The sequence below is a fragment of the Paenibacillus sp. FSL K6-1558 genome (assembly GCF_038002565.1).
GTDB classification, from domain to species: Bacteria; Bacillota; Bacilli; order Paenibacillales; family Paenibacillaceae; genus Paenibacillus; species Paenibacillus polysaccharolyticus.
In genome coordinates this window covers 3982419-3998888 of sequence record NZ_JBBOCV010000001.1, presented here as the reverse complement: position 1 = coordinate 3998888, position 16470 = coordinate 3982419, and the positions used below count along the sequence as shown (strand labels likewise).

At 41.9% G+C, this 16470-nt stretch carries 8 protein-coding genes and 1 other RNA gene; all 9 read right to left on the bottom strand.

The window, feature by feature from the left end:
• Positions 1-10 precede the first annotated feature (10 nt).
• The gene (locus MHI38_RS17275) at positions 11-1630 is read right to left on the bottom strand and encodes a response regulator (protein WP_154891547.1); all 1620 of its coding nucleotides are present in this window, start codon (positions 1628-1630) and stop codon (positions 11-13) included.
• A complete protein-coding gene (locus tag MHI38_RS17270; protein ID WP_261769574.1) occupies positions 1618-4077 on the bottom strand; it encodes a histidine kinase in 2460 nt (819 codons plus the stop codon). Before MHI38_RS17270 ends, MHI38_RS17275 begins: the two co-directional genes overlap by 13 nt.
• Before the next feature lie 254 nt (positions 4078-4331).
• Positions 4332-4694: a hypothetical protein gene (locus tag MHI38_RS17265; protein ID WP_154891548.1), complete on the bottom strand. Its 363-nt coding sequence runs from the start codon at positions 4692-4694 to the stop codon at positions 4332-4334.
• Positions 4695-4805: 111 nt separating this feature from the next.
• Positions 4806-6335, bottom strand: coding sequence for an AAA family ATPase (locus MHI38_RS17260; RefSeq protein WP_154891549.1), 1530 nt, complete (start codon positions 6333-6335; stop codon positions 4806-4808).
• A gap of 114 nt (positions 6336-6449) precedes the next feature.
• Positions 6450-9188, bottom strand: coding sequence for a Z1 domain-containing protein (locus MHI38_RS17255; RefSeq protein ID WP_154891550.1), 2739 nt, complete (start codon positions 9186-9188; stop codon positions 6450-6452).
• 724 nt (positions 9189-9912) lie between these two features.
• Entirely contained in the window at positions 9913-11613 is a 1701-nt protein-coding gene (locus tag MHI38_RS17250; protein ID WP_154891551.1) for a DNA cytosine methyltransferase, read from the bottom strand.
• Between the two features lie 345 nt (positions 11614-11958).
• Positions 11959-12323: a transfer-messenger RNA gene (gene ssrA / locus MHI38_RS17245) on the bottom strand.
• Positions 12324-12839: 516 nt separating this feature from the next.
• Positions 12840-13322, bottom strand: coding sequence for an SsrA-binding protein SmpB (gene smpB, locus MHI38_RS17240; RefSeq protein WP_090924803.1), 483 nt, complete (start codon positions 13320-13322; stop codon positions 12840-12842).
• A 157-nt stretch (positions 13323-13479) separates the two neighbouring features.
• The gene (gene rnr, locus MHI38_RS17235) at positions 13480-16299 is read right to left on the bottom strand and encodes a ribonuclease R (RefSeq protein ID WP_154891552.1); all 2820 of its coding nucleotides are present in this window, start codon (positions 16297-16299) and stop codon (positions 13480-13482) included.
• Positions 16300-16470 lie beyond the last annotated feature (171 nt).

Genomic DNA, 16470 nt, shown 5'->3' with positions numbered 1-16470 from the left:
ATTTACCAGGCTAATCTCGGACGTTCCGGTATTCGTTCATGGAGCGGCCGAACTGTTTTTTGAATAATACGCTGAAATAGTGCGGGTCCGGGATGCCTACCTGCTCCCCGATCTCATACCCTTTCAAATCCGTCTGCTTCAGCAAGGATTCGGCCTTTTTCATACGAAGCTGCGTTAAATACTCGACAAACGTCTGCCCGGTTTCTTTTTTCATCAAACGCCCCAAGTGACCCGGACTCACGTAAAAAGTCGCGGCTGTACTAGACAACCCCACCTCTGCATTGCTCATCTGCTCTTCCAAATACGCCTTGACCTGATCGATTAAATTGACTTCCTTCGCTTGTCGTTTGGCTTTAATCACACCCGATATGGCCCGGACATGTTGCTCCAGCATCGCCCTCAAGTCTGGTAAATGCTCTGACATCAGCATCATGGCAACAGCTTCCTGGTTGAATACCTGCTCACCCTCAAGTTGCTGCTCCATGGCTGCACGTTGGCATTCGGTAATTACATCCATAGCCGCCATGCGGAACTGTGCTGGATTGGAAAATGGGGTAGCAAGGATCTGTTGAAGTAAAGACACAGCCTCCTCTCCCGCACCAACGCTAATGCAGAATTGCAATTGCTCTAGAAGCCCTTTATCCGAGCGATACGGCTGACTTCGTTTATCGCTTTCGATCACGAGATCCTCGAAGCAGATGACCTGATTTTTCCCCACAAACGTCTGGTAATCCAGAGCACGACATGCTTCACGGTAAGCGATACAGACTCTCTCCCACCCGGAGTACAGCTGTCCAATCCCTATTGTTACGTCTGCCTCGGAACCGTCAACTTTCAGCAGATATCGAAGTTCTCCCATTAATTGCTCGGCCTGCTCGGTTAGCTTGGCATCAGGGTGGGTCGTAAAGATGACAATACGATTGTGTGTGTCCATGTCAATGATTTTGTATATATCCTGCTGGTAATAGGCCTGTACGTGCTTCAAACCATTCATACGCATCAGGATCTGAACTTCCTCTGTAGAAGTCTCCGTTTGTGAAGGTATCGCGGCCTGTACCTCGATGATGGCTACTCGAGATTGCAGGTTATCAGCAGCGATTGGAATGTCGAAGAAACGCACCTGTTCCCGCACCTCTTCCTCATGCAACACCCCTTGTAGCCACTGATTCACAAAACGTTCCTTGAGATACGGCAGACTGCGCTTCATCTCCTCTCGCAGCTTAGACAGCTCATATTCCCTTCCCCTCTCCTGCTCGATAGCCGCTCGCAACTTGGTGGTAACCTGTAATAATTCAGTAGCTCGAATCGGTTTCAAAATAAAATCGGATATGCCCAGCTTCACACTCTGACGTGCATATTCAAATTCATCGTGTCCTGTCACCACTACAATTTTGATGTTCGGATAACGCTCCAAAATGAGACCACTCAGCTCAATGCCGTCCATCTTGGGCATATAAATATCCGTGAATACGATGTCGGGATGTAACAACTCTATCTGCTCTAAGGCTTCTGCCGCATCACAGGCTTCGCCAACGATCTGCATGCCTTGTTCCTGCCAATCGATGCGCATACGTAGTAGATTTCGGATGAGATATTCGTCATCCACAAGCAATACTTTTAATGGTTCCATGATCCAACGTCTCCCTTCGGGATCGTAATGGTTATGGTGGTTCCTTTTCCAGGCACACTCTTAAGATTCAACACATCTTCACGATCATAAAAAATACGCAGCCGCTCCATCGTTCCCCACAGACCAAAGCTTTGATTCACATTGGAGTTAGAGGCAGGAGTAGGGTTGGAAGAGGATTTAAAGGCGTTCGAGAGAGCAGCTAGATTAGTTAGGTCACAGGTGCTGAAGGAGCTAGGCTGTGACTGATCATGCACGAGTCGGATGAAGTTGTGCTTTTCTGTGCGCTGAATCTGTTGCACTTGTTCCTCGGACATACCCGCACCGTCATCCGTAAGTAATAGAGTAACGCTATCTCCCGATTGCTGTGCCTGAATACGTATAATTCCTGAGCTACCTTTGGCGCGAATGCCATGATAGAGTGAATTTTCCACCAGGGGTTGGAGTACGAGTTTCGGAATCAGCACCTGCTCACAGTCCGGATCGATATCGTACTGCACCTCAAAAACACCAGGATAACGCACCTGCTGGATGATCAAATAATGACGTACAATCTCAACCTCTTCGCGTAATGTGATGACCTCATTGCCTTTGCTCACACTCAGCCGGTAATAACTTCCGAGTGCCTCCAGCATCTCGCACACTTTGTCGTTCATACCCGACATCGCCAGAGAAGTAATCGAGTCGAGTGTGTTGTACAGAAAATGCGGTTTGATCTGTGCTTGGAGCGTGTTTAGCTCCGCTCGGCGGATCGTCTGTTGCTCCTGAATAATGCGACTCAGCATCTGCTCGATCTGCTCAATCATCTGGTTGTAGCCACTGTAAAGCTGTTCGAATTCGTAACTGTTCAGCTCCACTTTAACTTTGCGGAAGTTGCCACTGGGTGCTTTTTGCATGGATCGGAGTAACTTATGAATCGGCTTGATGACGCTACGAGAGATAATAAAAGAACTGACAAAAAAGACAGACCCATTCACCGCCAGCAGCATAAAAGCAAGCAGAACCAGAGATGTGTTACGGGTGTCCGTTGCACGATATGGACTCATGCTGATGTACTTCCACTGATCTTCACCTGCTGAGCGGTAGGTCACCGCGTAGTCCTGTCCTCCGGAATGTAAAGTCAGAACGCCTGAAGACTGTTCTTGAAATGCCTGTTTTAACTTCGCTTGATTGGCCTCTAAAATATCTTGCATACTTGCCTGCTTCTGAGCTGTGGAGGAGGATGCATCAGATGGAATTGCCTCTTCTGATTCTGTAGCTGTTGGAGTTGCTGTATGTGCGGTAGATTTTGATGAAGCTGTGTATGCCAGAGATGTTGAAGAAGAAACTGTAGAATCTGCATTCTTTACAGCATTTGTCATGGTGTTTGTTGCCGTATTTGTAGTGGCATTCGATGCGATAATCTGCTGATGCTCGTCCAGAATGGCTACCTGAAATGAATCAGATGCCGGTAGATTAGCGTAAGCCTGCGCAATGGATTTCTCTTTGATATTCATGACCAGAAAGCCGAGCGGAGAGGTATCGTCCAGATCGCGCATTAAACGAATAAAAGAGACCACTTTCTCTTTTTGTTTCTCACTTTCATTTTTTTTCTCTTTTTCTTTCCCCTGTTCTGTTTCCTTCTCCGTCTCCATTTCTAAACTTCTACCGTTGGCCGGGGGCATGCCGACATTTTGACTATGGGTTATACTGTTGGTATTTTTGCTGTCCATGTTGTTAGTGTTTTCGTTTTCATGAATTTCGCTATTAAGTTGCTCAGTACCTCGATCATTATTGTTCGAGTTCTTGCTCGTCACTTTGTTAGCAGATTCATGATGAGGATAATTTTGACGTTTATTTTCTTTTACATCTGCCCGTGTGTATACAGTGTTGTTAATGTTCTCTGCCACTGCTCCGACTCCCGCTTCCTTTTCGTTGCTGTCACCGCCATTCAGCCTGAGCAGGTATCGCCCTTTGTAATTCAGAGCTTGCTCATACCACGGTGCATCCTTCACATTCGCTTCGAGAAAAGCTGGCCACTGCTGTGTGCCCACCGAAAAACGGTGTCCCGAGTTGTCATAAATATAGACTGAATCAATAATTGGAACCGCTTGCATAAGATTAGTCAAATACGAACTAACCTTGGATTGCATCTGCAAATTAGAATATACATTGCCTTGCCTTAGCAGGTTCTGCAGGTTCGGATCGGAAAAAATCATTTTCGAATAATTGTTCACATTCTCGATCATCAGATTGACATTCGTCTGGATCGACGTAATCGTCTGCAGAGACGCTTCGTTGATCTTTTGTTGCGCGTCATTTTCCGAAATACGGTTCAACACCAGCGCACTAAACGCCACCGTTAGCAGAATAATAACAAAGTACGCAAAGGGAATTTTAAAGGCAAGTGTTTTGGGCTTTCGTTGCAAAAACTCTCTTAGACGTAATATCAGGTTTAACTTCCTGCTCAATACAGGACCCTCCATTCTTCTCAGATTTCCGAGAGATCCACGCTACCTCGGACTGCATACAATTGTATATTATATGCCTGGATCTGGAAGAGCCTCAACACCTTTTATCGCTTTGTGCTAGTTTGTATTGGTAGAGAGGTTGGGCATTAGGTGGAAAAATGCCGTACTCGATATGGACATGCCTTATTCGGCGTAAAAAAAACGACCTTCACGGTTAGCTGTGAAGATCGCTCATATTGAATACGTAGTTGAGATTATAGCGAGAACTCAGTAACGCCCTTTTTGGAGGCAAATTTCAGCGTGTAGCTGCCTTCTGTGCCGTAAGGCATGGTTGCAATGAGGATGCGGGTGTGATCTAGCCGGCTCTCTCGAAGTACTTTTTTGACCAATGCTATGCCCCGCTCTTCATCCATCACCACACAGAAGATGTTCATCACATATTTCTTCGGATCAGCCACGCTGCTTCCTATCTCGCATCCATCCACTTCCCCCAGTTCATGCTGGGTTAGAGCAGTTTCAAGATACTCCATAACCTTCTCCTTCAACCACTGATCACGTTTGCTGCCATTGGCACTTTTTAGCGGGTATTGCACGACAAGCCAGTGTTTTTTGCTCATTTGGAGTTAACTCCTTTTCAGTCAAACCAGTTTGGATTTCCGCACATGATCATTCTCAGAGGAAATGTAACACTCGGTTTGACATCTACCTTTTAATGCAGGTATTATTATTCAATTATTATTATCTTGCACAAATGCCTCACATAACTCACGAACCTCAAACGGAAATGTCTCAAGATCAGTTCCTTTAAAATCACTTTGTGACATTTCTTTAATTATACTTCTATTTAACGGTTTGATTGATCTTCGTTTTTTCCCATCTTTAGCAAAGCCTAACTGAACATCTAGACTTTGATCAGACCTAATTGTGGTTAAATTTGATGGCATCTCATCTTTCAGTACTTTTTGTAAAGCGGCAATTGTAAAGTAATTTTCAATCGAATACCTTTCTAACCTTATGCATCTTATACCTTTTTCCTCGCACTCTCTAGCAAATCGCGTACGAGCTACACTACTACCTGGATCATTATCAATTATTGCAATTACGTTATTTCTCTCAGAAAAGACATCCAAATCTACGTATGCCATGATATCTCCCCCAAGCGGCCAAAATTTAATATTATATTCGTGCAGCACTCCATCCCACTCCAATATTTTTGAGTATATTGGAATGTCTGTAGGTCCCTCTGTTAAAATTACTACATCAGAAACAATATTCTCTACTGCAGAGTATCCTAAATTTTGAAGTATTTGAGCTTTATATGTTTGGTCAGAAACAACTAAAGATGAATCCTTTATCTCAGAATAAAAAATTTTATCAACTAAGTATGGATTTACAAAAACACTAGAATGAGTTGAAATAATAAACTGCTTCCCCCGAGCCTTACTAAGAAAAAGCAAAAGATTTTTTTGAAACTCCGGATGTAAATGACTTTCAGGTTCTTCAATTAAAATAACATTATATTCAAAATCAAGTGAATAACATATTATAACCAGAATATCCTTTAGTCCCATGCCACTATGATCTGCTTCAATCCAAACTGTTTCCAATGTTCCAAATCTTAGTAGAAGATTGTTGTTTTGATCCGGGATAATACTGAAGGAGGATTTAGTTATCTTTTGAAAAACATCACTGATTTCTTCAAATTTTTTGTACTCTTTTGAGTTCAGATCTTGAGATTTTAGATAAAACAATCGATTAATTAAGCCTTCACCATTAGGAAGGGAACTCCCTAAACTATCATAACTTACTTTACTTTCTAAATGTCTCTTCGCAGGAATATATATTGGTTTATATTTAGCAGCAGGTTTATCAAGGTAATCTTTTAATATCTTGCTGATAACAAGGGATGCTCCATTTTTAAATCCTCTCATTATTTCCAGACTTTGATTTTGTATGTCTGACTCATAAATTGTCGGTTGACTCGGACCGTAATCTTTGAGAAAAGTTTCAAAACTCTCCATCACCTCTAATTTATCAACTATCTCGGATTTATCCAGCATTGGTTGGAGTAACTGCTTCAATCGTTCAATGTCTGTTAATTTTCTACCAATAAAGTACTTCCCTTCAATAGTTAACGCTTCTAAAATGGAGGTTTTTCCACTATTATTTTTCCCACATATTACATTAATCTTGCGTAGCCCTTCAAGTTTCTCCTCTTTTATCGCTTTGTGGGTGAATATTTTAATATCAGTAAACATACTGGACACCTCGTTGAGGATAGATATAATTCAATTTATGACTTTTCTGCTAATTTTATTAGTTTTGACTTCTAGTTTTCTTAAACCTAATAGATTATCCCAATTCTTAAAGCTTCACTCTTCCTCAAACTCTTCTTCCCAATAAACGTTATTGACTAAATATTCTACTGACTTAGCTTTTTCACTACCAGGAAAACTAATTGCAAACCCAATATATGGTATTTTTGAGTCACTTATATTATTAAAACTAGGGTTAATAGGATATATTATCAAAAGTCCTTTTTCAGGTTTCCGCATATTTCGAATGTAATGGCCCCCTGGATTAGTTGGCTCTCCCTTTTTCCCATTTTTTATACGGTCTTCTTTTGTTTTTTCTAACGCAACATCAATATCCTCTTTCTCCAAATCCAAACATTCATCGAGTGGGCTTATAAGATGATTCCTAATCATCTTATAAATGTCTGTCTTATTCGTATTATCATTGAGATCATTATCACGATCCGTTAATCCAAGTGAAATACCAGCAAGCTCATGAGGGGCACCCTTCTGAGTAGATTTTAAGATTATTGTCCACTCTGAAAGCTCTTGTACTTCTTGTTGTTTCTCAATATATTCTTTCAGTTTCTTGGGATTTGATCTTCTGGAGTCAGGGTGCCCTATGTAACTGTTCAAAAAATCAAGAACAAGTGTTACCTCCTTCCCTTCCCATTTATAGTTTTTTGATCTATCCAATTTCCATACACCTAAACTTTTAATAAACTGTTCAGTAACTATATAGTTTTTTTCAATTATAGTAGTATCATTTTTATGGAATACTGTAGTCTCAGCAAGTGTATCAGCAAAAGTAACCTGCATTGGAGTCCCATTCTTCATCTTACTTGCCCCAGTTACAATCATTCCAGCCGGATGTGTACGCACTTTAAGTCCAAAATCATTTGGTGTCCTACCCGAGCTTGCCATATATTCAAAGTCTAAGCGCAACTCTTCAGTAGCTGATGAAATATGTTTGTACCACTTTATCAACTCTGAACTGGTATATATACGACATAAATCAATATACCCTGGACGGTACCCAAACCAGCGACCCATTTGCATAAGTGTATCGTACATTCTTGAACCACGGAGATAGTAACTAACAGTTAACCCTTCTAATGTAAGCCCCCTTGAAAGTTTATCTCCGCCAACAGCAATCACACTAAGGCCATTTTTATGATCTACGTAATCTAAAATATCTTTTGCAGATCCATTAATTCTCCTAACTTGAATTTTCATAACTGCAGGGTAGATTTGCTCTTTAACTCTATTCCATGATAAGGATGTAATACTTTCATCCTTTAATTGAAGGGCAACTTTTTTTGTTGTTGGAATAAATTCTGTTTCCCATATTTGTTGAAGTTCGTCCATTATATTATATCTAGATTTTTCATCACCGTTTTCAATACGTCTCTGTAGTAGGAGAAACTCCCTTCGCACTAGTTCTTCAACCTGATTTTGAACATTTATAAAACGAGTAACATGAACCAACATAGAATTATGTTGATTTTCCTGCCCCCGAGTCAACCGTGCTGCACAAGATAGAATAAAAACCTTAATCGCATGATAAAGGGACTCAGGTAGTTCTTCTATAGAAAGTGTACCTTTATGTGAATTTGGAATAAACTTATGATAGTCTTGAATCGTGCGAACTATAGGAAGTGCATCTACATGCTTTATTCCTAGACTAGCATCTTCGTCCAACCCAAATACTTGAGCAGGCCCTATATAATTTGAGGGAGCAGGAATATTGATAATAAAACTTTTCGGAAATAAATCAGGACCGAGCTCTTCATCATCTGTATTAGGATAAATAAAAATATTGGCATATGGAGTGGCTGTATATCCTATATAAGCTTTTTGCTCAAAGCTATGTAGAATTTTACGAATACTCGCATTAATTGCTGAAGCATTTTCATCATCTTTCTTAGTGTTCACAGATGCATTGTCTGCTTCATCATCAATTAATAATAGTGGAATCCCACGAACGATCCGTCTCCCACTTTCAGGATCAGCTTCCCCCCGCACACTAAGAATCCAGTTTAAAAGATTATTTAAAATAGTCTTATGTTTCTTGACAACAACTAATACTGGATCTCCACCGAGTGTTGTACCACCCACCTGATTTTTTTTAAAATCGCCATTATCTGCGCTACTGGTCATTGAGTGGGCAATTAACTGCTCTTTACTTGGAATAGCTCCTGCACCTAAACGGTGACTATCCATGCTGAAAATGCGCTCTCGTTGTGTATCTCTTCCTAAGAAACCTTCATCAAGACGATATTGTGTTTGACTACGCAAGCTACTATGTAATCCAGAAAGAACGACTATTAACTTATATCCGGCATCTGCTGCTTTACAAATAAGTCCAGTATAATTAGAAGTTTTACCAGATTGAACTTGGCCCACTACCATACCTCGCCGATCCCATGGTCCGAATCGTTTAGGATTTTCGAGTTTACCTAAAATTGAATCAGTAAGCTCGTGAAGTTTCAAGACATTATCTGTCGGCATTCTTTTATCTTGTTCTAGATACGTTTCGTATCTCCTCCAGAATCCCCATGGTAGCTGACTTTTTACATCATCAAGCCATGGCTCATGTCCCTCATTATTCGTAAGTTCAGAATGATTAGCACTCCATATGCTATACTCACTCTCTAAATCACGAACTAAATCATCCAGATTAATATTTACTGGTATATTAGACATCTTATACATATTCAGTACCATCTCAGCCCTAGTAATAATTAATTCCCTTGTGCGAATTGGTTCAGGCTTTAGCATCAACTTGATCTGTTGATAAATCATCTCATAATTCATAGTCTTGCCTCCTGTTTTATAAAGGTAGCATCTGATTCAGGGGTATAGATCAATAGTCTAATAAATACTTAATATCAAAACTATTTCTGAGATCTATTCTGAATCTCTCTAAACCCTTACAACCTCTTTCAGTAAGTGGATTATTGTTTAACATAAATATATACGTGCATTTGAAGTATTCCGATCTATAGCATTACCCGATATTGCTTGCTGAATTAAAAGACTACTAGCTAATCAACCACCCATAAAAGTTCTAAAATAAAACTAGTGTCTAGTAAATAATAAAACAGAGGTTCAACTAGTGGTTCAACAATATCACATTTTCAAAGGTCATTCATACTACTTCTAAATAAAAAATAGTAAGGATAGCATACTACTCCATAATTCAACCTACCATTATACAAATATTCACCTGATTAACACATTCGACATATTTTTTTCTTTACCTCCTAAGTCAGATAATCCATAAATCACCATTTACTTATATCAGTTTATAATCACAAAGCTCTACAGTTAGAAGATTATCTGTTGTTTGTTATAAAAACAGACAAAATAGCCAAGTGTCATATTACTATTTAAGCAGTGCGCTTGGATTTCTAACTCGATACCTTCACGAACTATACAGACCTTATGTACAATTGCTTCAATATATGTAGCGGCGTATAGTAGGGAATATTAGTTTTCCATATCAAAGAGCCTCATACAGAGTATGAGGCTCTCATTTTTAAAAATTTTTCTCCATTCGTTTTATCGCATTTTCCAAAGGGAATTTTACTGATTTACCTAGATATTTTAATACCTGTTCAGCCACTGCCCTTCCCAAAAGCGGAGGGACAGCATTTCCAATTTGTTGATACTGTGAATCCTTAGAACCTTCGAAAACAAAATCATCAGGAAAAGTTTGAAGTCGCGCTGCTTCTCTAATACTTATTGCCCGATTTTTACAAGGATGTATCCACATTGACTTTCGCACATTCATAACAGTCCCGGAGGGTTTCCTGTAATCAAGCCTTGAGTATACAGTATTTTGGGTTCTTTGGGGATTAGAATATGTTTGTTTTTGGGACTCGTGCAAGTCGTGAAAATTCTGGCCTGGTCCTAGTGCTTTAAACCTTTCCATCGCTGTGTCAGAAGTTTCTGTCATAACATGATTTTGAATTGTGTTAATGTTCCCACGTAAATACTGAAGTAACGGATTCCAGCTATTAGGAGGATTTTTTTTAATTGGTCTGTCGGCTCCCATTACTGTGAATGGTTCAATATCCTCAAGATCTCCAATAGCGTCTTGCACTTTATAAAATTGATTTGGATCCTTAATAATTGAATTTGGCAAAACTACAGTTGTATCTTTAACAAAATCTTTTTTAACTCCTATAAGAACTAAGCGCTCTCGAAGCTGCGGTGCTCCGAAATGAGCAGCATTTAAGATATGATCATCATTTACAACATAACCAAGACTTCTAAATTTGGAAAGCAAGTAATTCATCACACCATAAGTCTTCACGCTTACACAAACATGCTTATGATCTCTTAAAATGTCGACTATCTCAATGTTATTAGATTGAATTTCGCTCATTTTCATTAATATTCTTTGAATTTCAATGATCTCATTTAAAATCACAAAAAATTGTTGTCGGGATGAATCAGTAAGTTCTTTACTTGAGAGCAGATCCCCAAGTCGTAACCACATATCCTCATATGCAGTACTCCAATACTTACTATGCTGTTCTTTCCATTTCAACAAAATTTTCTTTAAGGAATTCTGGGCTTTAGTAATATATATATGAGCCTCTTTCTGTTTTCTACTTATATGACTTATTTTAGAGAAGAGAGTTTTATCAGTAATCACGAAGGGAGATAAATCAAAGTTATTTTGAATGTATTCAGTTAGAAAAACAACAAGATCATCGGATAAATTACTTTTCATTCCTAATATAAATTTATCAAGTGTCAAATTTATTCCTAATTTATCTACTATCTCTTCCTGATCTTTAGCCGAATAGAAAAATTTATGCTTGTCTGACTTCATTGCTTTAACATTTTCTAATACAAATGCATCTGGTTGTAACTCATGTATGGCTCTAACATATTCTTTAACCAATTGATTATTAGTTGAAATGAGCTCTGACTTCTGTCGATTTGCGTTTGAAAATCCTTGACAGGGAGGCCCGCCAAAAACGAGATCTATCTTCTGTTGATCATCTTTTATCTTTCGAAAGTCAACCTTCCTAATATCCTTGTAGTACACAATATCTCTATTTTCTTCAGAACTATTATAATTATGGTTTCTTACATAAGTTTTTTGAGCAGATGCATTATTCTCTACTGCGGCCACAATATTCACTTGGCCCGTTTGTAAAAAACCTAGACTTAATCCCCCAGCCCCTGAAAATAAATCCACTGCTAATAGCTTTTTTTCTTTCATAATAACCCCACCTCTAAATTACGAACACACGCTCTATATAAGCAGCTTAACACTTCGCTTAATATTTTTCAAGCTCCTTCTTTTAATTATCAGATCAACGAAACCTTGACGATTATCTTTTTACATATATATTATTGCATTTTTAAGTACTCGTTCTATTATGCCACTTTCTATTAAAGAATTTCTTTTGCATTAAAAAATTGCTTCAAAGTATAATAATGATTGACACCATATTATCACTAATAAATTGCAGTAACTGCAATCTATTGAATGTTTCACATAACATATTTAATATCATTTCAATGAAACGCAAAATCCACAACCAGATTCGGTTGTGGATTTGACTAATGGAGGCGAGGGGAGTCGAACCCCTGTCCGAAGATAACGACACATAAGCTTCTACGGGTGTAGTCACAGTTTTGATGTCACCCGAGTATCGCCCCGTAACCGGCTATACGTTGGGTCAGCCTGATTGTCTTCTTCAGCACACCCCAGGCGGAGATGTGACAGCGTATCCCACTACTTGTTAGCCCCTAGTCCTGTCACATGGGCGATGCAGGGTAGAAGCACGCACACAGTTTCTTAGGCTGCGAAAGCGTAGTTTGTTTGTTGTTTGCCGTTTAATAGGCTTTAGCGTTGATAAAGCGGACGCGTCCCCACTACCCGCTACCCATGCTCGAACTATCCCCGTCGAATCCATAAACGCCCCCTCAATGAAGAAGGGCTCCAGGATTAATCCGTGAATACGGAGCAAAGGTGCTGCACATCTAATCCCTCCAAGGTGAAAAGATGTTTCTTACATACTCGGCATTCCTGTCTGCTACATGAATAATCATATCACAGCCCGAATCACCGATATAGTGCAGATTGCTGGAAAGCAATCCAGTCTACTGAGCGCAGATGAAAGGTTATCCAAACTAGGCTAACTAACCAATCAGGCTCAATCGTCTACATATTATACCGCGTGACTCAGCGGAAGTAAAGTTTACCCAGCTACAACCGTTGGTTTAATTAATTTACCCACCGATGCACAAATTTACGCAATCTACAAAATAAAAAGCCTCACACTCACCCATACATAGGCAAACTGCGAGGCTCCATCGATTCCGAGTTTCTAATCATTCTTCGCTTATCGTTTTCTGCCTCGACCAGCTAAGCCATAAGGCTTAACATACCTACACATTGCGAATCGATGCGAATGAACATTGGCGAAACGTCGTTCTCTTTTAACGCGCAACCTTCTGCTTCTCGCGCAGTGCACGTTGGATATCACGTTGAGCATCCCGTTTCGCGGCAGTGTCACGTTTATCATACTGCTTCTTACCTTTACCCAAGCCAAGTAGCAGCTTCGCGTAGCCATTACGAATGTAAATTTTCAATGGCACAATGCTGTATCCATCCTGCTTGGATAATCCAAGCAATTTATGAATTTGCACCTTATGCATTAACAATTTACGTGTGCGTGTTGGATCAAGCGGATTATGCCGATTGCCTTGTTCAAAAGGACTGATATGCATATTGTGAATATGAATCTCACCGTTACGAATCGTTGCAAATGAGTCTCCAATGTTCGCACGACCGTTACGAATCGACTTGATTTCTGTGCCGGTCAGCACCATGCCCGCTTCATACGTATCTTCAATGAAGTAATCATGGGAAGCCTTTTTGTTCTGTGCAAGCACTTTGTTCTGCCCATCATTCTTGCCCATGTCCTCACTCCTTCTTCGTAAAATAAACCCGTACCATGCTGTACCAGCATAGCATCCATGTTGCACCAAAAAACCTGTGCCAGACCCTAATTGTAGCAAGGACGGCTGTTAAAATCAAGAAAGAGGCGGCCTGCGCCGCCCCTTTCTGGCTTCTCACTTACTTCTTTTTCTTCCGAACAAAAGCGGCTGTCCCATTCCCGGCCCCGCCTTTGTTTTTCTTACGTTTACGGCGTGGTGCTCCGCCTTCTTGCGCGCCGCCCGGTGTAGCATTTTCCCCGATAAAGATACCGCTAGGTGAGGTGTTCTTACGTTTACCTCCGCCTTTGCCACCTTTACCGCTACCGCCCTTACCGGATTTGAAGCTTCCTTCTCCACGGCCGCTACCATTTAGGCTATTTCCTTGGTTACGTTCACCTGATCCACTATCCTGACCAGCCGGGGCAGAGCTATATCCGCCTTTACCCGAACCAAAACCAAAGCTTACCGCACCTTTACCACGACTACCTGAAGCGCCTGTGCCTGCACTTGCATCACTCGCACGACGTTCACCTTTCGGTCTGCCGCTGCCTTTACCAGCAAACCCACCTGCTGATGAGCCTGCGCTTGCTCCGGCATTTGCCGCTCCACCACGGCCACCGCGGGCACCTTTACCACTCTCTTCTGCTGATCTGCCGCCGCGGTCACGTTTACCGCCTGAACCAGCAGCTGCAGCACCGCCTTTTCCGCCACGGTTTCCACCGAAGCCACCTTTGGCTCCGCCTCGGCCGCCGCCGCTACCAGGACGACCACCTTTACCACCGCGAGCACCACGATCGAAACCGCCATCGCGTTCTCGGCGAGGTTTCATATCGACCATTTCAAAATCAATGGTGTACTCTTCCATACTCACTCGTGCTACGCGAATCTTCACTTCGTCACCAATACGGAATACTTTGGATGTACGCTCACCAATCAAAGCCATATGCTGATCATCAAAATGGTAATAGTCATCTGTCAGCGCGCTAAGTCGAATCAGACCTTCGACCGTGTTCTCCAGCTCAATAAACATACCGAAGCTGGTTACGCTGCTGATGATGCCTTCGAACTCTTCGCCGACCTTATCAAGCATGTACTCGGCCTTTTTCATTTTCTCCGTGTCGCGCTCCGCTTCCACCGCCACACGCTCGCGCTCTGAAGACTGCTGGGCGATATCCGACATCCGGCTTGCCAGATACTCTTGGCGATTCTCCGGTAATGCTCCTTTGTTCTCAATCACTTCACGAATGACCCGGTGAATAACCAGATCGGGATAACGACGAATCGGGGATGTAAAGTGACTGTAGAACTCAGCAGCCAGACCAAAGTGACCTGACATTTCCGAGTCATACTTCGCCTGTTTCATGGAACGTAGCATCATCGTGCTGATGACCGTCTGCTCTTTCGTACCGTTAATATCCTCCAGTAGTGATTGAAGCGCCCTTGGATGAATGGCATTGCCACGCCCTTTGACCTGGTGTCCAAAATTCGCCGCAAAAGCGAGGAAGTTTTGCAGTTTTTCCTGATCCGGGTCTTCATGCACACGATAGATGAACGGCACTTTAAGCCAGTGGAAATGCTCCGCTACGGTCTCATTGGCGGCAAGCATGAACTCCTCAATGATTTGTTCTGCAATGGAACGCTCCCGTTTCACAATATCCACCGGTTTGCAGTTCTCATCGACAATGATTTTGGATTCTTCAAAATCAAAATCAACCGCCCCGCGGCGCATGCGCATCGCACGTAGCTTCAAGGCAATCTCTTTCATCAGGTGGAAATCATCCACCAAGTCTTTATAACGTTCAAGCAATTCCGGCTCTTCGCCTTCCAGGATTTTGCGTACGTTGGTATAGGTCATACGTTCCTTCGTTTTAATGACACTCGTGAAAATGTCGTGTTTCACAACCTTCATCTGGTCGTTAAACTCCATCTCACAAGACAACGTCAGACGATCCACCTGCGGGTGCAAACTACAGATTCCGTTCGACAGACGTTGTGGCAGCATCGGAATAACCCGGTCCACGAGATACACACTGCATCCGCGGTTATATGCTTCCTGATCCAGTTTGGAGTTCTCACGCACGTAGTAACCTACATCGGCAATATGCACGCCCAGACGGTAGTTGCCGTTCGGCAGTTTTTCCACGTTAACCGCATCATCCAGATCCTTCGCATCCTCACCATCAATCGTAACGATGTTCAGACCACGCAAGTCGCGACGTCCTTGCTGGATAATCTCTTCATCCGTAATGGAGTCCGGTGCTTTTTCCGCTTCTTGCATCACTTCATCCGGGAAAGCTTCAGGCAGCTGGTGTTTGCGGATGACCGATAAAATATCAATGCCTGGCTCATCCTTGTGACCCAAAATCTCTATAATTTCACCCTCTGCGGCTGCACGGCCTTCCGGATAACTGATAATCTTGGCAACAACTTTCTGTCCATCTACAGCACCGGCAAAATTCGTACGCGGGATAAAAATATCACGATTAATCCGTTTATCGTCCGGAATTACAAATCCATACACTTCGTGGCTCTGGAAAACACCCACAACTTGTGTAATTGCACGCGTCACAATCCGTACAATTTCACCCTCCAGACGTCCACCGGACGGCCCTTGGGACGTTACTTTCACAAGCACAATATCGCCATTCATTGCACTTTTCATATCATTGGCATGGATATATACGTCCGGGTGTTCGCGGTCTTCTGGAATCAGAAAGGCAAACCCCTTCGAATGCGCCTGCAAGCGCCCACGCACCAGATTCATACGTTCTGGCATACCATAGCGGTTGTTACTGGTCAGCAAAATTTGGCCGGATTCCTCCAGCGTATTCAGCATAATCAAAAAGGCTCGGAAATCAGCAGCATCTTCAATCTGAAAGTGCTGTTCCAGCTCCTGATAAGTCATCGGTTTATAAGCGGTCTCCCGCATGAAGTCAAGCAATTGTTGTTCGGTTATCATTAGTTTTCACCTCGGGAAACGTAAGAGTATAGTCTGATCTCTTCTCTTTATGTATCGGAATTCGTGCCGTATTCGTACAGATGCCATATAGTAAAATGCGTATGATTACCGCGCCCTTACTATCTCATACCCTAGTATACACGAATTCAATCCAGCCCATCCGTAGCTACC